This window comes from Streptomyces sp. NPDC048270 (assembly GCF_040652335.1).
In the GTDB taxonomy this organism is placed as follows: Bacteria; Actinomycetota; Actinomycetes; order Streptomycetales; family Streptomycetaceae; genus Streptomyces.
On the sequence record NZ_JBEZLV010000012.1, the window covers coordinates 25542 to 45247 of the forward strand.

Consider the following 19706-nt stretch of genomic DNA (forward strand, 5'->3'; position numbering starts at 1 on the left):
TGACCGCCCGTCAGGCACCGTTCATCCGCCCGATTTGTAACTCGTCGCGGCCTTCTCGAAGACCTCGGTGACCTTCCCCTGCTCGTCCTCCGGGCCGGTGACCATGACCACGTGGTAGCTACCGCCGAGCGCGACGACGAAATTGCGGGCGAAGACGTTGCGCCCGGTGCCGTCGATCCACGTGTAGCGGCCCGTGGCACGCAGTTGCTGGCCGACCTTGGTGGTCTTGACGTCGCCGACGGTGGACCAGGTGGAGGTGCGGTAGGGCGTCAGCTCCGGCTCCTTGTCCTTCTGGTAGGCCGCCGGGTCCGGGTTGCCCTCGACCTTGTCCCGGCCGGGGACCACGGTGAGGGTGAACTGCCCGCTGGTGTACCGGACCTGGCCGGCCTCGTTGATGCCGCGGCGCTCCCAGCCGTCGGGGACCACGATCTCGAAGTGCTCCGGGTCCTGCTGGGTGGTGTAGCCGGCCGGGGCGGGCGCGGCGGGGGTCGCCGCCACCGGGGGCGGTGTCGTCGTCTGGGGCGCGGGCTTGGACTCGGGGGTCCCGGTGGGGACCTGGGAGGGGCTCTGCCCGGGCGGGGTCTGCGCTGCGCCGCCCGGGCCGTCCGGGCCGGCGGAGCGCGGCATGAACAGCATCGCGTACGCCACGGCCCCGGCGAGCAGGACCAGGATGCCGAGGAGCAGGGTCCGGCCCAGGGCGCGGGGCTTGCGGGGGGCCGAGGGATTGCGGTGCCGCCCGTGGAGGTCGCCGCGGCGGCGTACGACGGGCAGCCGCGCGGGGTCCGGATCGGGCATCGGGAGCATGGCGAAGCCCGCGTCGGGCTCGGGGGCGGACCGTACGAGCGAGCGCAGCCAGCCGCGCAGCTCCTCGAAGTCCGGGCGCTCGGTCGGGTCCTGACGCAGCAGCGACTCGACGACCGGCCGGAGCGCTCCGCACTCCTCGGCGAAGGCCGGGGGCTCGGCGCAGACCATCTCGACGAGCTCGGCGACGGAATCCTCGGGGTAGGGGGCGTGCCCCTGGACGGCCCGGTACAGCAGCGCGCCGAGCGCCCAGAGGTCGGTGGCGGGGCCGACGGGGGCCGCCAGCTGCCAGGGCCCGGTGACGGGCCGGGCCTGCTCGGGGGACCACCGCTCGGTGACGGCGCCGACGACCGCCATCCGCGTCTGGCGCGCCCGCTCGGCGTCGAGGCCGCTGCGCGGGCCCGACCAGCCGGCGGCCGCCTGCGGGACCGGCTGGGCGGACGCGGGCGACGGGGCGCGTTCCGGGGTATCGGCCTGGCGGTAGCCCTGGGGCAGCGCGAGCTGGGCGGGCAGCGCGGGGGGCTGCGGTGCCGGCGGGAGCTGCGGCACCGACCCTGTCTGCGGAGCCTGGCCCGTGTGCGGTGCCTCCGGATCCTGCGGTGCCCGCCGTGCCTGCGGTGCCTCCGGGTCCTGCGGTGTCTCCGGGGCCTGCTCCTGGTCCCGGCCGGGCTCCGGCTCGGCGGGCGCGAGGGCCGGGCGGCGGGGGGTCGCGCCGTGCCAGGGCGCGGCGCTGCCGGCCTCCGGGCCGCCGTACGGGTACGAGTACCCCTGCGGCAGGGTCGAGCCCTGCGGCCTCGGCTCCGGGACGACGACGGGGTCGCCCTGGCGCTGCTCGCCGACCTTGGCGGCGGCCGCCCGCGCCCCCGCCCGGTACGCGGCGATGGCCCCGGCCCGCGCCGCGGCCTTGAGTTCGGGCCGGTCCTCGGGGCGCCCGGGGGTGATGTGGTCGGTGTACCGGGGCCCGGTGTCGTAGCCCGGTGCCACCAGAGGCGCGTACCCGCCGCCGTAGGGCTCCGCCCCCGGACCGGCGGAACCCGGCCCGGCGGGACCCGGTCCGGCGGGACCCGGTCCAGCGGAACCCGGTCCAGCGGGGCCAGGTCCAGCGGAACCCGGTCCAGCGGGGCCAGGTCCAGCGGCACCCGATGCGAGGGGACCCGGGCTGGCGGGACCCGATGCGAGGGGGCCCGTTCCGGCGGGACCCGGGCCGGGCTGCCGGCCCGCCGCGGGCGGAGTCGGGGCGTCACCCCATCCCGTGCCCCCGCCGGAGGCGCCACGCGGAGCCGGGGCGTCACCCCATCCCGTGCCCCCGCCGGAGGCGCCACGCGGAGCCGGGGCGTCACCCCATCCCGCGCCCCCGCCGGAGGCGCCACGCGGAGCCGGGGCGTCACCCCATCCCGCGCCCCCGCCTGAGGCGTCACCGCCCGGGACGGGGTCGTAGCCGCACAGGGCCTCCTCCGCCGCGCCGGCCGCGAGGCCGGTCAGCACGACCCGCCCGTCGTCGCAGACCAGTACCGTCCGCACGGTGATGTTGCGGTGGGTCCAGCCGTGGGCGTGCAGCACCCGCAGCGCGGTCAGTACGTCCGAGGCCACCTCGGCCGCCCGGTAGGGGGTCAGCGGCTCATCGGCGATCAGCGCCGCCAGCGGCCTGGCCGGGACCAGTTCGCTCACTATCCACAGCGACCCGCCCTCGGCGAACACGTCGAAGACCTGGTCCAGCCGGGGGTGGTCGGGGACGGCCGCAGCGGCCTGCGCCGCCTCGATCGCGCGCCGGACGGCCGGCAGATCGCCGGGAGCCCGCTGCCCGGACACCGGCACGGACCCGTGCCCGTCCAACAGCTCGGCGTCCACGACCTCCGGCAACGGCACCTGCCGGACCAGCACTTCCTGCCCGCTGCGGGTGTCGAAGGCGCGGGTCTCGACCAACTCGTACTCGTCCGTCGGCGGCAGCGGCAGACGGTAGCGGTGGGCCAGGATCCGGCCCGCGTAGTCCTCCACATCGCCTCCCCCGAGTGCTGGGGGCACCCCCGCGGCCCCGCTGACACGATACGTCTCCGGGGCCGCCCGCGTCCCGAGGTCAGCCGAGCGGCTGGAAGGTCTCGAAGGCGGTGTTGCGCATCTGCGTGCACTCGGGGCCGTCCCACTGGTCCGCGGCGCAGCTGATCATGATGGCGTAGCCGTGCGTGGCATCCATCTTGAAGCCTCGGTTGAGCACGCGGACCCGGATGCCGCTCTGCTCCCTCTCGAACTCCCAGTCGGCGACGGTGGGATAGTTCCGGTAGCTCGTCGGGTTGATCCCGATCTGGCGGTACCCCTTGCTGCTGCCCGCCACGGCGGGGGCCAGCTGGGCCCAGGCCAGCCGGGCGTCGTCGCCCGGGGTGGAGGTGTAGTCGACCTGGATCCGGGGGAAGCCGCCGTCGCGGCTGTATATCCCGCCGGAGTCCTCTCCCGCTGTCGCCGTCTGGTGGAAGCCCTGGGGCATCGCCATCGAGAAGTGGAACCCGGGCTCCGTCACCATCACGTAGCCCGCGGGTATCGCACTGCCCCCGCCGCCGGGCTGTGCGCCCTGCCCTTGGCCCTGCCCCTGACCCTGGCCCTGGTTCTGGCCGGTGCCCGGGCTCTGCTGGCCCTGGCCGCCGGGGGTGGCGTTGCCGTTGTCCGTCCCGCCGCCGGTCTCACCGGGCTTGCCCGAGGGCTGGGGGCTCTGGCCGGCTCCGCCCGGCGACTGGCTCGCGGACGCGGAGGGGTTGCCCTTGCCGTCCTTGCCCTCGTCCTTGCGGCCGTCGGCGTCGTCGCCGCCCACGGCGTAGGCGATGAGCGAGCCGACCACCGCGAGCACGACCACCACGGCGGCTATCGCGAGCGCGATGGTGCGGCGCGGCATGACGTCGGTGAGCGGGGCCGCCACCGGGGAGACCTTGGCGGTGGGTGGGGACGCGGGCTTGCCCGCCGGCGGCTCCGCGGCCGTGGCGGCCATCGTGGCCGCCGCTGCCGCCGCCGCCTTGCGGGCGGACTTCAGTGCGGCGCGGGCGCGTTCGCGCTGCTCGCGCTCCTTGCGCTCGCGTTCCTTCTTCGCCGCCTTCTCGGCGGCCTTCTCCGCCGCCTTCTCCGCGGCGGCCTTCTCGGCGGCCTCCTTGGCGTCCGCGAGCGAGATCTGGCGGGTCTGCTCGGCGGGCGGGGCCGGCACCGGGACCGGCTCGGGCTCGGGCGCGTTGATGACGGCGCCCAGCATCGCCCGTGCCCGGACGTCGTCCAGACGCTGGGCCGGGTCCTTGGCGAGCAGACCGTAGATGACCTCGGTCAGCGGCCCGGCGTTCTTGGGAGGCTCCACCGGCTCGGTCATGACGGCGGTCAGGGTGGCGAGGGCGGAGCCCTTGTCGTACGGGGGCACGCCCTCGACGGCGGCGTACAGCAGGCCGCCGAGCGACCACATGTCGGCGGGCGGGCCGGGCTTGTGGCCGCGGGCGCGCTCGGGCGAGATGTAGGAGGGGGCGCCGACGAGCATGCCGGTGGAGGTGACGGAGGGGTCGCCCTCGACCTGCGCGATGCCGAAGTCGGTGAGGACGACGCGGCCGTTGGCGGCGATGAGCACGTTGGACGGCTTGACGTCCCGGTGCAGGATGCCCTGCCCGTGGGCGGCGCGCAGCACGTCGAGCACCGCGAGGCCGACCTCGGCGGCGCGGCGGGGGGTGAGGGCGCCGTTCTCCCGTATGAACTCGGCGAGCGAGGGGCCCTCGATGAGCTCCATGACGATCCACGGCCGGGCGTCCTCGTCGACGACGTCGTAGACGGTGACGGCGCCGCCGCTGCGGATCCGGGCGATGGCCTTGGCCTCGCGGAGCGTACGGGTGATGAGGCGTCGCTTCTCGTCCTCGTCGACGCCGCTGCCGAAGCGGAGCTCCTTGACGGCGACCGTCCGGCCCAGGGTCTCGTCCTGGGCCCGCCAGACGGTACCCATGCCGCCCTTGCCGAGCACGGCCCCCAGGCGGTAGCGGCCGGCCAGCAGCCGCCCCTTGTCCTGGCCGTCGCCGGCCGACTTGGCGGCCTCGGCCCGGGCCTTGACCTCGGCGGCCACGGCATCGGCCTTCTCCACCACGGGATTGACGGCCTTCGCCGGCTCGGCCTTGGCCACCGGCTTCACACCGTCAGACTCGACCCGAGCCACAGGCTTGGCGTCCTCGGGCGCGGCCTTGGCCGCAGGCTTCGCGTCCTCAGGCCCGCCCTTGGCAGCAGGCTTCGCACCCTCGGGCCCGCCCTTGGCAGCAGGCTTCGCGTCCTCAGGCGCGGCCTTGACCGCAGGCTTCGCGTCCTCAGGCTCCGCCTCGACCGCGGGCTTAGCGTCCTCAGGCTGCGCCTCGACCGCGGGCTCCGCGCCCTCGGACCCGGCCTTCCCGCCCGCGGGCTCCGCCTTCGTCAACCCCGGCTTCGCAGCCGCGGGCTTCGCGCCCTCGGCGGGCGCGGCCTCGGCCGACGCAGCCGGAGCCGCAGCCCCCACCTCTTCGGGCTTCGCCGCAGGCGCCCCGTGCTCCGGCTTCGACATGCGTCCCCTCTGCGATCGTGCCGCTGCTCCGCCTGCCCCGGCGACCGACCAAACCGGCGGCCGAGCGACCCGGCGGCCGGGGTCCGCGTAACCCGCCCCGGCAGAACCTTCATTGTTCCTCACTCCGCAACGGACGGGCGCCCCGGGTCCGCGGTTCCCCCTTCCGCATCCCGGAGTTACAACGGAACGATGTCGGGCGCCCCCAGCCGCGCGGCGTCCGCCGTCTGGTCGTCCGGCTGGCGCTGCGATTCCCGCTCCGCCTGGACCCGCTTCTCGTAGTGCTCCACTTCTTTCTCGATCTGCTGCTTGTCCCAGCCCAGCACGGGGGCCATCAACTCCGCGCACTCCCGCGCCGACCTCGTCCCCCGGTCGAAGGTCTCGATCGAGATCCGCGTCCGCCGCGTCAGCACGTCGTCCAGATGGCGCGCCCCTTCGTGCGAGGCGGCGTACACGATCTCCGCCCGCAGGTAGTCGTCCGCCCCGGTCACCGGCTCGCCCAGCCCCGGATCGGCCGCGATCAGGTCCAGCAGCTCCTCCGTGAGCGAGCCGTACCGGTTCAACAGGTGCTCCACCCGCACCACGTGAAGCCCCGTCCGGGCCGCCGTCCGCGCCCGCCCGTTCCACAGCGCCCGGTACCCCTCCGCGCCCACCAGCGGCACGTCCTCCGTCACGCACTCCGCCACCCGCATGTCCAGCCCGTGCACCGCCTCGTCGACCGCGTCCTTGGCCATGACCCGGTACGTCGTGTACTTGCCGCCCGCCACCACCACCAGCCCCGGCACCGGATGCGCCACCGTGTGCTCGCGCGACAGCTTGCTCGTCGCGTCCGACTCGCCCGCCAGCAGCGGCCGCAGGCCCGCGTACACGCCCTGGACGTCGTCCCGCGTCAGCGGCACGGCCAGCACCGAGTTCACGTGCTCCAGCAGGTAGTCGATATCCGCGCTCGACGCCGCCGGGTGCGCCTTGTCCAGGTCCCAGTCGGTGTCCGTGGTCCCCACGATCCAGTGCCGCCCCCACGGGATGACGAACAGCACCGACTTCTCGGTCCGCAGGATCAGCCCGGTGCTCGAATGGATCCGGTCCTTCGGCACGACCAGGTGGATGCCCTTCGACGCCCGGACGTGGAACTGCCCGCGCTCCCCGATCAGCGCCTGGGTGTCGTCCGTCCACACCCCGGTCGCGTTCACGACCTGCTTCGCGCGGATCTCGTACTCCCCGCCGCCCTCGACGTCCTGGACCCGCGCGCCGACCACCCGTTCGCCCTCGCGCAGGAATCCGATCACCCTCGCCCGGTTGGCGCAGTGCGCCCCGTACGCCGAGGCCGTCCGCACCAGCGTGGCCACGTACCGCGCGTCGTCCATCTGGGCGTCGTAGTACTGCAGCGCGCCCACCAGCGCGTCCTTGCGCAGCGCCGGGGCCACCCGCAGCGCCCGGGTGCGCGAGAGGTGCCGGTGCACCGGCAGGCCCCGGCCGTGCCCGCTGGAGACGGACATCGCGTCGTACAGCGCCACGCCCGAGCCCGCGTACCACCGCTCCCAGCCCTTGTGCTGCAAGGGGTAGAGGAACGGCACCGGCTTCACCAGGTGCGGTGCGAGGCGCTCCAGGAGCAGGCCGCGCTCCTTCAGCGCCTCCCGCACCAGGGCGAAGTCGAGCATCTCCAGATACCGCAGGCCGCCGTGGATGAGCTTGCTCGACCTGCTGGAGGTGCCGGACGCCCAGTCGCGCGCCTCCACCAGGCCGGTGGACAGCCCTCTGGTCGCCGCGTCGAGCGCGGTGCCGGCGCCGACCACGCCCGCGCCCACCACCAGTACGTCCAGCTCCCGCTCGGCCATCCTGGCGAGGGCCTCGGCGCGCTGCGCCGGTCCCAGTGTCGCTGTCCTCACGGCTGCCTCCCGTTGGTGCGGGTGTTCCCCGCGTCGTGCGGGTGATCCCGCTCACATCCCCGTTTCATGATTCTGACCGCCCCCGCCCACATCAGCCACCGCCTGTGGACAACACAACGGCGACCACCACCCCAGAATGCGACATATCTGTCATATATACGCCTAGTCTGACATTGCGCCAGCTCCCGGGGGCCTTCCACGTCCACAGGGCTTGCGCGCGCATCCCCCTCATGTCAGGGAAGGGACGGCACCCCATGCCCGCAGACCTCGCCGTCATCGGACTCGGCCATCTCGGCCTCCCCCTCGCCCAGGCGGCCGTGGCCGCCGGGATCGAGACGGTCGGCTACGACAGCGGTCCGGTCACGGACTCCACCCTCACCGCCGCCGAGATCCGCCGCATGTCGGCGGCCGGCTTCCGGGTCACCACGAACCCCGCCGAGCTCGGCCGGGTCCGTACGGCCGTCATCTGCGCCCCCACCCAGCTCGGCGCCGACCGCGCACTGGACCTGTCCGCCATCGGCGAGGCGGGCCACGCGCTCGCCGCCCGGCTGCGCCCGCACACCACCGTGATCCTCGAGTCCGCCGTCCACCCGGGCGTCACCGAGGACTACCTGCGCCCGATCCTCGAGGCGGGCTCCGGACTGCGGGCCGGCCGGGACTTCCACCTGGCCTACTCCCCCAGCCGCCTCGACCCGGGCAACCGCACGCACGGCATCTCCAACACCCCCAAGGTGATCGGCGGCCTCACCCCCGCCTGCACGGAGTCCGCACACGCGTTCTACGCCCGCCTCACCGAGAAGGTGGTCCGGGCCCGCGGCCTGCGCGAGGCCGAGACCGTACAGCTCCTGGAGACCAACTACCGGCACGTCAACATCGCCCTCATGAACGAGATGGCCGTGCTCTGCCACGACCTCGGCGTCGACCTGTGGGACGTCATCCGCTGCGCCGAGACCAAGCCGTACGGCTTCCAGGCGTTCCGCCCCGGCCCCGGCGTCGGCGGCCACGGAGTCCCCCTCGACCCCAACTACCTCCCCCACACCACCCGCACCCCGGGCCACCCGCTGCGCATGATCGGCCTGGCCCAGGAGATCAACAACCGGATGCCGCAGTACGTCATCCAGCGGTCCGCCACCCTGCTGAACGAGCACGGCAAATCCGCGCGCGGCGCCCGGGTCCTGCTCCTCGGCGTCACCTACAAGCCCGACCTCGCCGACCAGGAGGGCTCCCCGGCGCGCGAGATCGCCAGCCGCCTGCTCGACCTGGGGGCGCTCGTCAGCTACCACGACCCGTTCATCACGGGCTGGCGGGTCAGGGACCAGCCGGTCCCGCGCGCAGAGTCCCTGTACGAGGCCGCCGCGAACGCGGACCTGACGATCCTCCTCCAGCACCACCGCACCTACGACCTGCAAGGACTCGCGGTGAAGGCCCAGTTGCTCCTGGACACCCGGGGGGCCAGCCCGGTGGGTGCCGCCCACCGGCTCTGACCCCGGAAATTCCCCCTCACGGATGTCGGTGCGGCCTGCTAGCCTGCGGCGTCACTTATCTCGCACTTACGCCCTCCGGGCGTTCGCATGCCCGAATCCCTGGGGGGGATTTCCCGATGAGCCAGAACTTCCAGCCGCCGGCGCCCGACTCCTTCACCGAGGCCCCGGCCGCCCCGGCCCCGGCCCGCACCGGCAACCTCGGTCTCGGCATCGTCGCCGCCGTCGTGGCGGCCCTGGTCGCGGCCGGCGCCTACGGCGGCATCATGAACGCCATCGACCGGGAGATCGGCTACGCCGCGGCCGGCGTCGGCCTCCTCGTCGGCCTCGCCGCCGGCAAGATCGGCGGACGCAACCCGGTCCTGCCCGTGGTCGCCGCCGTCCTCTCGCTCGGCGCCGTCTACCTCGGCCAGCTCTTCTTCATCGCGCTCGTGCTGGCCGACTACGGCCAGGTCGGCGTGGGCGAGGTCCTCAGCCAGGCGGGCGTCGGCGGCCTGAACGACGTCTGGAAGGAGAGCATGGACGCGATGTCCTTCCTCTTCCTCGCGATCGGCGGCTTCGTCGCCTTCGGCTCGGCCAAGAAGGTCAGCGACTGACCCCGCACCACCGCGTACGCCGGAGGGCCGGCACCCCGAGCGGGGTGCCGGCCCTCCGGCGTACGTACGGGAACCGTCAGCGGCTGTGCTGCGAGTCCGCGACGGTGACCTCGACCCGCTGGAACTCCTTGAGCTCGCTGTAGCCGGTGGTGGCCATCGAGCGGCGCAGCGCGCCGAAGATGTTCATCGAGCCGTCCGGGGTGTGCGACGGGCCGGTGAGGATCTCCTCCGTGGTGCCGACCGTGCCCAGGTCGACCTTCTTGCCGCGCGGCACGTCCTCGTGGACGGCCTCCATGCCCCAGTGGTTGCCCTTGCCCGGCGCGTCCGTCGCGCGGGCCAGCGGGGAACCCATCATCACGGCGTCGGCGCCGCAGGCGACGGCCTTCGGGATGTCGCCCGACCAGCCCACGCCGCCGTCGGCGATGACGTGCACGTAGCGGCCGCCGGACTCGTCCATGTAGTCGCGGCGGGCCGCGGCCACGTCCGCGACGGCGGTCGCCATCGGGACCTGGATGCCGAGTACGTTGCGCGTGGTGTGCGCGGCGCCGCCGCCGAAGCCGACCAGGACACCCGCGGCGCCGGTGCGCATCAGGTGCAGGGCCGCGGTGTAGGTGGCGCAGCCGCCCACGATGACCGGGACGTCGAGCTCGTAGATGAACTGCTTGAGGTTCAGCGGCTCGGCGGCGCCCGAGACGTGCTCCGCGGACACCGTGGTGCCGCGGATCACGAAGATGTCCACGCCGGCGTCCACGACGGCCTTGGAGAACTCGGCGGTGCGCTGCGGGGAGAGCGCGGCGGCGGTGACGACGCCCGAGTCGCGCACCTCCTTGATGCGCCGGCGGATCAGGTCCGCCTGGATCGGGGCGGAGTAGATCTCCTGGAGACGGCGCGTGGCGGCGTCCTCGTCGAGCTCCGTGATCTCGTCGAGCAGCGGCTGCGGGTCCTCGTACCGGGTCCACAGGCCTTCGAGGTTCAGCACGCCGAGGCCGCCGAGCTCGCCGATGCGGATCGCGGTCTGCGGGGAGACGACCGAGTCCATGGGGGCGGCCAGGAAGGGGAGCTCGAAGCGGTACGCGTCGATCTGCCAGGCGATCGAGACCTCCTTCGGGTCCCGGGTCCGCCGGCTCGGGACGATGGCGATGTCGTCGAACGCGTACGCCCTGCGGCCGCGCTTGCCGCGCCCGATCTCGATCTCAGTCACGTGTGGTGGCCTTTCCTCTGGGTCTGCCCGTCCAGTATCCCCGAACGCCGGGGGCCCGCGTTCCGGTGACCGCTGTACGGACGCCGAATGCCCGCTCCGCCCGGAGAACGGCGAAGGGGGCGGGCCCCTGACGGGCCCGCCCCCTCACCTCACACCGGTCAGCCCTTGCGGGAGTAGTTCGGTGCTTCGACCGTCATCTGGATGTCGTGCGGGTGGCTCTCCTTGAGGCCCGCCGAGGTGATCCGCACGAAGCGGCCCCGGTCCTGCAGCTCGGGAACCGTGCGGCCGCCGACGTAGAACATCGACTGGCGCAGGCCGCCGACGAGCTGGTGCACGACCGCGGAGAGCGGGCCGCGGTAGGGCACCTGGCCCTCGATGCCCTCGGGGATGAGCTTGTCGTCGCCGCCCACGCCCTCCTGGAAGTAGCGGTCCTTGGAGAAGGAGCGCTGGTCGCCGCGCGACTGCATCGCGCCGAGCGAGCCCATGCCGCGGTAGGACTTGAACTGCTTGCCGTTGATGAAGAGCAGCTCGCCCGGGGACTCCTCGCAGCCCGCGAGCAGCGAGCCGAGCATCACCGTGTCGGCGCCCGCGACCAGGGCCTTCGCGATGTCGCCGGAGTACTGCAGGCCGCCGTCGCCGATGACCGGGACGCCCGCGGCCTTGGCGGCGAGGGCGGCCTCGTAGATCGCGGTGACCTGCGGGACGCCGATGCCGGCGACGACGCGGGTGGTGCAGATGGAGCCGGGGCCGACGCCGACCTTGATGCCGTCGCAGCCGGCGTCGATCAGCGCCTGCGCGCCGTCGCGGGTGGCGACGTTGCCGCCGATGACGTCCACGGAGGAGTTCGACTTGATCTTGGCGACCATGTCGCCGACCAGCCGGGAGTGGCCGTGGGCGGTGTCGACGACGATGAAGTCGGCGCCCGCCTCGATCAGCGCCTGGGCGCGGTCGTACGCGTCACCGGCGACGCCGACGGCCGCGCCGACCAGCAGCCGGCCGTCCTTGTCCTTGGCGGCGTTCGGGTACTTCTCGGCCTTGACGAAGTCCTTGACCGTGATGAGGCCCTTGAGGATGCCCGCCTCGTCGACCAGCGGAAGCTTCTCGATCTTGTGGCGGCGCAGCAGCTCCATGGCGTCGACGCCGGAGATGCCGACCTTGCCCGTGACCAGCGGCATCGGGGTCATGACCTCGCGCACCTGGCGGCTGCGGTCCGACTCGAAGGCCATGTCGCGGTTGGTGACGATGCCGAGCAGCTTGCCCGCCGGGTCGGTGACCGGGACGCCGGAGATGCGGAACTTCGCGCACAGCTCGTCGGCCTCGCGCAGCGTCGCGTCCGGGTGCACCGTGATCGGGTCGGTGACCATGCCGGACTCGGAGCGCTTGACCAGGTCGACCTGGTTCGCCTGGTCGGCGATGGAGAGGTTGCGGTGCAGTACGCCGACGCCGCCCTGGCGGGCCATCGCGATGGCCATGCGGGCCTCGGTGACCTTGTCCATGGCGGCGGACAGCAGGGGGACGTTCACCCGGACGTTGCGCGAGATGAGGGAAGAGGTGTCGATCTCGTCCGGGGCCATGTCCGACGCGCCCGGCAGCAGCAGCACGTCGTCATAGGTCAGTCCGAGCGTGGCGAATTTGTCGGGCACTCCGTCGGTAGTCATGACACCTTCCCAAATGGTCTTGCTCAGCGCGGATGTCCATGCTAACGGGATCCCGCAGCGTCTCATTCCACGAGCCAGACCGATCGGAAGTTTCGTTGGTTCCTACGATGGAGGGCCGGACGCCGACCGCGGTTCCTACTGCTCGGCGAGCGCGCGCAGCCGACTGAGGGCACGGTGCTGGGCGACCCGCACCGCTCCCGGCGACATGCCGAGCATCTGCCCGGTCTCCTCGGCGGTCAGCCCGACGGCCACCCGCAGGACGAGGAGCTCGCGCTGGTTCTCCGGCAGATTGGCCAGGAGCTTCTTGGCCCAGGCCGCGTCGCTGCTGAGCAGCGCCCGCTCCTCCGGGCCGAGCGAGTCGTCGGGCCGCTCCGGCATCTCGTCGGAGGGCACGGCCGTGCTGCCCGGGTGCCGCATGGCGGCCCGTTGCAGGTCGGCGACCTTGTGCGCGGCGATGGCGAAGACGAAGGCCTCGAAGGGCCGCCCGGTGTCCCGGTAGCGCGGCAGCGCCATCAGGACGGCGACGCAGACCTCCTGCGCCAGGTCCTCCACGAAGTGGCGGGCATCACCCGGGAGCCGCGAGAGCCGGGTGCGGCAGTAGCGGATCGCGAGCGGGTGAACGAAGGCGAGCAGGTCGTGCGTGGCCTGCTCGTCGCCCTCCACCGCCCGGCGTACGAGCGCGCTGACGGCCCCGGCACTGCCGCCCTTGGCGGCGCCGGTCGGGCCTGTGGCCGCGGGTGACCCCAGGGCCTCGTCGTCGCGCATCAATCCATGGTGCCTTGACGCCGGAGGTTCCGTGGCACCACGGCCGGTTTCGTGCATCGAAGCGTTATGAGCGGGTGCGCCGGAACTCATGGTCTGCACCCTCCCCTCCCGCTCGCCGAATGATCCCCGGGACGGGGACCCCACATTTCCAAGAATGCGGCACACCCTCAAGGATGCGGCATCGCGCACGAAGCGACACGTCCCCCGGATTGTGCCCCGCCAATCCCCGGGTGCGCACCGGGTACGACGGGGCTCACGGTCGTGGGACCGGGCCGTGGCCCGTGGGTCAGCGGACCAGGCCCCAGCGGAAGCCGAGCGCGACCGCGTGCGCGCGGTCCGAGGCGCCGAGCTTCTTGAACAGCCTGCGGGCGTGCGTCTTGACCGTGTCCTCGGAGAGGAAGAGCTCGCGCCCGATCTCCGCGTTGGACCGGCCGTGGCTCATGCCCTCCAGCACCTGGATCTCGCGCGCGGTGAGCGTGGGCGCGGCGCCCATCTCGGCCGAGCGGAGCCGGCGCGGGGCCAGTCGCCAGGTCGGGTCGGCGAGGGCCTGGGTGACCGTGGCCCGCAGCTCGGCGCGCGAGGCGTCCTTGTGCAGGTACCCGCGGGCGCCGGCGGCGACCGCGAGGGCCACGCCGTCCAGGTCCTCGGCGACCGTCAGCATGATGATGCGGGCGCCCGGGTCGGCCGAGAGCAGGCGGCGGACCGTCTCCACACCGCCGAGCCCGGGCATCCGGACATCCATCAGAATCAGGTCGGAGCGGTCGGCACCCCAGCGGCGGAGGACTTCCTCGCCGTTGGCAGCCGTCGTCACACGCTCGACGCCGGGCACGGTGGCAACCGCGCGACGGAGCGCCTCTCGGGCAAGCGGGGAGTCGTCGCAGACGAGGACGGATGTCATGACCGCCCTCCGCAGCTGCTGATGCGCGTCACCTTGAGCCTCCAGGCTGGTACGTATCGTCACCTGTGCGGTCGATGCCCCCGGACACCTGTCCGAGAACTTATTGGTTCAACCGCCTTCGCACTCTCAACGATGGTCACTCGAAAGAGTTACGGGTCGGACGGACACCTTCGGCACTCTACGTGAGGAAGCGAACACGACTCGGACGCCACAAGGCAACTGTCCTCCATCTGGAGCTATGCCCTATTTGGCGGCTTTCCTTCCGTTTGGCACATGTCTGAGGCTAGATTCCCAATGAGTCATATTTACATCTACTCCGACAGTAGGTGTGGAGACCCTTGGAGACATCGACCGTATCCGCCTCAGTACCGGCACCAAGAGGACTACCAATGGCAGATTTCTCCCGCCTCCCCGGACCGAACGCCGACCTCTGGGACTGGCAGCTGCTGGCTGCCTGCCGTGGGGTCGACAGCTCCCTCTTCTTCCACCCGGAAGGCGAGCGGGGCGCGGCCAGGAGCGCGCGCGAGGCCTCGGCTAAAGAGGTCTGCATGCGATGCCCGGTCCGCGCGGAATGTGCCGCGCACGCGCTCGCCGTCCGCGAGCCCTACGGAGTGTGGGGAGGGCTGACGGAGGACGAGCGGGAGGAGCTGATGGGCCGCGCGCGCCATCGCCTGATCCCCGCGTCCAGCGCGATCGGACCGATCACGCCCCACTGAACCGGAGAACAAACGCCCGAAGGAACGTTCCTGCGAATCCGTGCGGGTTCCTCGGTCCGCCGCGACCGCCGGGCGTGTCGCGGTCCGGAGCGAAACGTCACGCGTTCGGCCGTACGTACCGCCACAGGCGTACGGTCAGCGCGTGGCGGCCCGCTCCAGCTGGGCGAGTGTCGCGGCCACGGCCGGCACCCGGGCGAGGTCCGGCAGGGTCAGCGCCACGACCTCCCGCTCCACGGCCGGCTCCACCGCGACCGTGCTGACGCCCTTGGCCCGTACGGACTCCACCGCGAGCTCCGGCAGCACCGCGACGCCCAGCCCCGCCCCCACCAGGCCGACGACCGCCGGGTAGTCGTCGGTCGCGAAGTCGATCCTCGGGGTGAAGCCCGCGCCCTCGCACACCTCCACCAGATGGCGGCGGCAGCGCGGACAGCCCGCGATCCACGGCTCGTCGGCCAGCTCCGCCATGCCCACCCGCTCCGCCCCGGCCAGCCGGTGGCCCTCGGGGACCAGCCCGACGAGCCGGTCCGTCAGCAGCGGGCGCACCACCAGGTCCTCCCACTCCGCCGCGGATCCGGCCGCCCCGCCGTAGCGGAAGGCCAGCGCCAGGTCGCAGTCCCCCTCGCGCAGCATCTCCACCGAGCGCGGCGGCTCGGCCTCGACCAGGGAGATGCGGGTCCCCGGGTGCTCGGCGCGCATCGCCGCGAGGGCCGTCGGCACCAGGGTGGAGCTGCCGCTGGGGAAGGACACCAGCCGTACCCGGCCCGCGCGCAGCCCGGCGATGGCCGCGACCTCCTCCTCGGCGGCGGTCAGCCCGGCCAGGATCCCCGCGGCATGCCGGACCAGGGCCTCGCCGGCCTGGGTCAGCCGCATCTCGCGGCCGGTCCGGATGAGCAGGGGGGTGCCGGCCGACTGCTCCAGCGCCTTCATCTGCTGGGACACGGCCGGCTGGGTGCAGCCGAGCTCGCGGGCGGCGGCGGAGAAGGACCCGGTCCCGGCGACAGCGCGCAGAACTCGGAGATGACGTGCCTCGATCACTCCTCGAGCATAAGCCCAGCTTTGACTGGCGCGCGAATATCCCGTCGCCGCTTTGGGGCCACTCGGCTGGTTTTGCTTTCATGGGCCCCATGCATCTGATCTCCGTGAACCTCGGCCGCGCCACGGCCGTCGACTACACCGAAGCCGAGAGCGGGCTGACCGGCCACGGCAAGCTCCCGGTCCCCGGGCCGGTCCGCGTCGTCGCCCCCGGCCCCAAGGCCACCGGCCTGGGCAGCGGCCTCGAGGGCGACGCCGTCTGCAACCGCCGCTACCACGGCGGCGACCACCAGGCCGTCTACGCGTACGCGCGCGAGGACCTCGACCTGTGGGAGGCGGAGCTCGGCCGCGAACTGCCCGCCGGGACGTTCGGCGAGAACTTCACCACCTCGGGCATCGACCTCAACACCGCGCGGCTCGGCGACCGCTGGCGGGTGGGCGCGGACCTGGTCCTCGAAGTGGCCTCGGCCCGCATCCCGTGCCGGACCTTCCAGGGGGTCCTCGGCGAGCGCGCCTGGGTCAAGCGGTTCACCGCGCAGGCACGGCCGGGCGCGTACCTGCGGGTGATCGAGGAGGGCTCGGTCTCCCCGGGCGACGCCATCGAGGTCGTCCACCGCCCGGACCACGACGTGACGGTGCAGCTGTGGTTCCGCGCCTTCACCACTGAGCGCGCCCTGCTGCCGCGCACGCTGGCGGCGGGCACGGCGATGGAGCCCGAGGCCCATGAGCAGGTTCGCCAGTACGTGGCGAAGTACGGGGCCGGGGACGGGTCGAGGTAACGCCGTCACCGGGGGCGGCTAGGTTGCGCCTATGACGACTGCGTTGATTACGGGATCCACGGCGGGCATCGGCGCCGCCTTCGCCCGGCGGCTCGCCGCCCAGGGCCACAACCTGGTGCTGGTGGCGCGTGACACCAAGCGGCTGGGCGAGCAGGCCACCGAACTGCACGACCGGCACGGCATCGAGGCCGAGGTGCTGGCCGCCGACCTCTCCACCGAGGAGGGCATCGCCGCGGTCGAGCGCCGCCTCGGCGACCGCACCCACCCGGTGGACCTGCTGGTCAACAACGCGGGCTTCGGCAACAAGGGCCGCTACCTCGAGGTCTCCATGGCCGACGAGCTGACGATGCTCAAGGTGCACATCGAGGCGGTGCTGCGGCTGACCTCGGCGGCCACCTCCTCGATGCGCGAGCGCGGCCGCGGCGGCGTGATCAACGTGGCCTCGGTGGCGGCGTTCGTACCGCGCGGCACCTACGGGGCGAGCAAGGCCTGGGTCGTGCAGTTCACCCAGGGCGCGGCGCGGGACCTGTCGGGGTCGGGCGTGCGGCTGATGGCCCTGTGCCCCGGCTTCGTACGGACGGAGTTCCACCAGCGCGCCGGCATGGGCACCGACAACATCCCCGGCTGGATGTGGCTCGACGCCGACAAGCTGGTGGCCGCGGCCCTGGCGGACCTGGCCCGGGGCAAGACGGTGTCGGTTCCCGATCCGCGGTACAAGGCGCTGATGGGCGTGGTGAAGCTGACGCCGCGCGGGCTGCTGGGCGGGGTGTCCTCCCGTACGGGCCGCAAGTACGGGCCCCAGTAACTCGCCGGTAAACCCGCCGAATGGGTGAAATCTACCTAAAATGGACGTGTCCCAACCAGCCCGGGAGACGCCATGACATTCGTACAGATAATCGATTACAAGACCAGTCGGCAGGACGACCTCAACCAGCTGCTCGACCGGTACGTCTCGCAGAGCCAGGGCAAGCGCACGGTGACCCACAGCATCGTGGGCAAGGACCGCGAGAACGAGAACCACTACGTGGACGTGGTCGAATTCCCCTCGTACGAAGAGGCCATGAAGAACTCTCACCTCCCGGAGACGGACACGATGTTCCAGGAGATGATGGCCCTGTGCGAGGGGATGCCGACCTTCACCAACCTGGACGTGGTCCGCGACGAGCACATCAACAAGCACGTGGTGAACCGGCTGTTCGACGAGTGCATCATGCAGGGAAACCTCGACCTCGTCGACGAGATGCTCGCGCCCCGGTACATCGACCACGACACCATGAAGGACGGGACCACCACCGGGCGGGACGTCATGCGCGAGGACGTCACGGCCTGGCGCAAGGCCTTCGACTTCGAATTCACCACGGACGTGCAGCTGGCCGAGGGCGACTACGTCACCACGGTGTGGAGCTGGACCGGAACCCACAAGGGCGAGTTCCAGGGCATCGCGCCGACCGGCAAGAAGTGCACCATGACCGGCTCCACGACGTTCCGCTGCGAGGACGGGATGATCGCGGAGGGCTGGTGGCACCTGGACGCCATGGGCCTGATGCGCCAACTGGGCGCCATGTAGGACCCGCACGCACGGGCCGCGCGGCCCGCCTACGGGGCCGAGCGGCCCCCCAGACACGGGAAGGCCCCGTTCCGCAGGTGCGGAACGGGGCCTTCCAAGCGCGGTGCGCGATCAGTGGCTGTGGCCGTGACCGTGGCCGTGACCGGCGTCGGCCTCTTCCTCGGCCGGCTTCTCGACGACCAGGGTCTCGGTCGTGAGCAGCAGGGAGGCGATGGAAGCGGCGTTCTCCAGCGCGGAGCGGGTGACCTTCACCGGGTCGATGACGCCGGCCTTGACCAGGTCGCCGTACTCGCCGGTGGCGGCGTTGAAGCCCTGGCCCTTCTCGAGCTCGGCGACCTTCGAGGTGATGACGTAGCCCTCGAGGCCGGCGTTCTCGGCGATCCAGCGCAGCGGCTCGACGGCGGCGCGGCGCACGACCGCGACACCGGTGGCCTCGTCGCCGGTCAGGCCGAGGTTGCCCTCGAGGACCTTGACGGCGTGGACGAGCGCGGAGCCACCGCCGGAGACGATGCCCTCCTCGACCGCGGCGCGGGTCGCCGAGATGGCGTCCTCGAGGCGGTGCTTCTTCTCCTTGAGCTCCACCTCGGTGGCGGCGCCGACCTTGATGACGCAGACGCCGCCGGCGAGCTTCGCCAGGCGCTCCTGCAGCTTCTCGCGGTCCCAGTCGGAGTCCGTGGACTCGATCTCGGCCTTGATCTGGTTGACACGACCGACGACTTCCTCGTGGCTGCCGCCACCGTCGACGATGGTCGTGTCGTCCTTGGAGATGGTGACGCGGCGGGCGGAACCCAGTACGTCCAGACCGGCCTGGTCGAGCTTGAGGCCGACCTCCTCGGCGATGACGGTGGCACCGGTGAGGGTGGCCATGTCCTGCAGCATCGCCTTGCGGCGGTCACCGAAGCCCGGGGCCTTGACGGCGACCGCGTTGAAGGTGCCGCGGATCTTGTTGACGACGAGGGTGGAGAGCGCCTCGCCCTCGACGTCCTCGGCGATGATCAGCAGCGGCTTCGAGGCGCCGGCCTGGATGACCTTCTCGAGCAGCGGCAGGAGGTCCTGGATGGAGGAGATCTTGCCCTGGTTGATCAGGATGTACGGGTCGTCGAGGACGGCCTCCATACGCTCCTGGTCGGAGACCATGTACGGCGAGAGGTAGCCCTTGTCGAAGGCCATGCCCTCGGTGAACTCGAGCTCCAGGCCGAAGGCGTTGGACTCCTCGACGGTGATGACACCGTCCTTGCCGACCTTGTCCATCGCCTCGGCGATGAGCTCGCCGACCTGCTGGTCCTGCGCGGAGAGCGCGGCCACGGCGGCGATGTCGGACTTGTCCTCGATCGGGCGGGCGGTCGCGAGGAGGTCCTCGGACACGGCCTTGACCGCGGCGTCGATGCCCTTCTTCAGGGCGGCCGGGGACGCGCCCGCGGCGACGTTGCGCAGACCCTCGCGGACCAGCGCCTGGGCCAGCACGGTGGCGGTGGTGGTGCCGTCACCCGCGATGTCGTTGGTCTTGGTCGCCACCTCCTTCACGAGCTGCGCGCCCAGGTTCTCGTACGGGTCGTCCAGCTCGACCTCGCGCGCGATGGTGACGCCGTCGTTGGTGATGGTGGGGGCGCCGAACTTCTTGTCGATGACGACGTTGCGGCCCTTGGGGCCGATCGTCACCTTGACCGTGTCGGCAAGCTTGTTGACGCCGCGCTCGAGGGCGCGACGGGCGTCCTCGTCGAACTTCAGAATCTTCGGCATGGGAGCGGTTCAGTCCTCTCGTTGCGATCGGCCGCTCACCGCGACCGCCACC

15 protein-coding genes are annotated in these 19706 nt (G+C 72.3%); 6 read left to right on the forward strand and 9 right to left on the reverse strand.

Translation table 11 applies throughout. From position 1 onward, the window contains the following. Positions 1-21 precede the first annotated feature (21 nt). The 3 genes from AB0D66_RS13280 to AB0D66_RS13290 form a co-directional block, all read right to left on the reverse strand. Positions 22-2796: a protein kinase gene (locus tag AB0D66_RS13280; protein WP_362301292.1), complete on the reverse strand. Its 2775-nt coding sequence runs from the start codon at positions 2794-2796 to the stop codon at positions 22-24. Between the two features lie 79 nt (positions 2797-2875). Next, complete coding sequence (locus tag AB0D66_RS13285; protein ID WP_362301295.1) at positions 2876-5338, reverse strand: protein kinase; 2463 nt, start codon at positions 5336-5338, stop codon at positions 2876-2878. Positions 5339-5514: 176 nt separating this feature from the next. Continuing rightward, positions 5515-7221: a glycerol-3-phosphate dehydrogenase/oxidase gene (locus AB0D66_RS13290; RefSeq protein WP_362301298.1), complete on the reverse strand. Its 1707-nt coding sequence runs from the start codon at positions 7219-7221 to the stop codon at positions 5515-5517. Between the two features lie 254 nt (positions 7222-7475). On the opposite strand from AB0D66_RS13290, the gene AB0D66_RS13295 reads away from it, so the two are divergent. Beyond that, complete coding sequence (locus tag AB0D66_RS13295; RefSeq protein ID WP_362301301.1) at positions 7476-8705, forward strand: nucleotide sugar dehydrogenase; 1230 nt, start codon at positions 7476-7478, stop codon at positions 8703-8705. A gap of 116 nt (positions 8706-8821) precedes the next feature. Beyond that, positions 8822-9298 carry a hypothetical protein gene (locus AB0D66_RS13300; protein WP_362301304.1) on the forward strand — a complete coding sequence of 159 codons (477 nt, stop codon included), beginning with the start codon at positions 8822-8824 and terminating at the stop codon, positions 9296-9298. Positions 9299-9374: 76 nt separating this feature from the next. Here AB0D66_RS13300 and AB0D66_RS13305 read toward each other — a convergent pair whose 3' ends face one another. The 4 genes from AB0D66_RS13305 to AB0D66_RS13320 all read right to left on the reverse strand — a co-directional run bounded on the left by AB0D66_RS13305 (position 9375) and on the right by AB0D66_RS13320 (position 13820). Next, on the reverse strand, positions 9375-10499 hold the full coding sequence (locus tag AB0D66_RS13305) for a GuaB3 family IMP dehydrogenase-related protein (protein ID WP_362301307.1): 1125 nt from the start codon (positions 10497-10499) through the stop codon (positions 9375-9377). A gap of 158 nt (positions 10500-10657) precedes the next feature. Then, a complete protein-coding gene (guaB, locus tag AB0D66_RS13310) occupies positions 10658-12157 on the reverse strand; it encodes an IMP dehydrogenase (RefSeq protein WP_362301310.1) in 1500 nt (499 codons plus the stop codon). 135 nt (positions 12158-12292) lie between these two features. Further along, positions 12293-12922, reverse strand: a complete 630-nt coding sequence (locus AB0D66_RS13315) for a sigma-70 family RNA polymerase sigma factor (protein ID WP_266574431.1) — start codon at positions 12920-12922, stop codon at positions 12293-12295. 286 nt (positions 12923-13208) lie between these two features. Next, on the reverse strand, positions 13209-13820 hold the full coding sequence (locus tag AB0D66_RS13320; RefSeq protein WP_003948568.1) for a response regulator transcription factor: 612 nt from the start codon (positions 13818-13820) through the stop codon (positions 13209-13211). Between the two features lie 389 nt (positions 13821-14209). Here AB0D66_RS13320 and AB0D66_RS13325 point away from each other — a divergent pair, with 389 nt between their 5' ends. Beyond that, on the forward strand, positions 14210-14536 hold the full coding sequence (locus tag AB0D66_RS13325) for a WhiB family transcriptional regulator (protein ID WP_069921560.1): 327 nt from the start codon (positions 14210-14212) through the stop codon (positions 14534-14536). 135 nt (positions 14537-14671) lie between these two features. Here the strand turns inward: AB0D66_RS13325 and AB0D66_RS13330 are convergent, their stop codons facing one another. Next, a complete protein-coding gene (locus AB0D66_RS13330) occupies positions 14672-15571 on the reverse strand; it encodes a LysR family transcriptional regulator (protein ID WP_362301315.1) in 900 nt (299 codons plus the stop codon). Positions 15572-15660: 89 nt separating this feature from the next. Between AB0D66_RS13330 and AB0D66_RS13335 the strand changes: the two genes are divergently transcribed. The 3 genes from AB0D66_RS13335 (at position 15661) to AB0D66_RS13345 (ending at position 17914) form a co-directional block, all read left to right on the forward strand. After that, entirely contained in the window at positions 15661-16347 is a 687-nt protein-coding gene (locus AB0D66_RS13335; RefSeq protein ID WP_362301318.1) for an MOSC domain-containing protein, read from the forward strand. 31 nt (positions 16348-16378) lie between these two features. Next, positions 16379-17152 (forward strand): SDR family oxidoreductase, encoded by a 774-nt coding sequence (locus AB0D66_RS13340; protein ID WP_362301321.1) that lies wholly within the window; start codon positions 16379-16381, stop codon positions 17150-17152. 72 nt (positions 17153-17224) lie between these two features. Then, positions 17225-17914 carry an ester cyclase gene (locus AB0D66_RS13345; protein ID WP_362301324.1) on the forward strand — a complete coding sequence of 230 codons (690 nt, stop codon included), beginning with the start codon at positions 17225-17227 and terminating at the stop codon, positions 17912-17914. A gap of 111 nt (positions 17915-18025) precedes the next feature. Here the strand turns inward: AB0D66_RS13345 and groL are convergent, their stop codons facing one another. Beyond that, a complete protein-coding gene (groL, locus tag AB0D66_RS13350; RefSeq protein WP_362301327.1) occupies positions 18026-19654 on the reverse strand; it encodes a chaperonin GroEL in 1629 nt (542 codons plus the stop codon). Positions 19655-19706 lie beyond the last annotated feature (52 nt).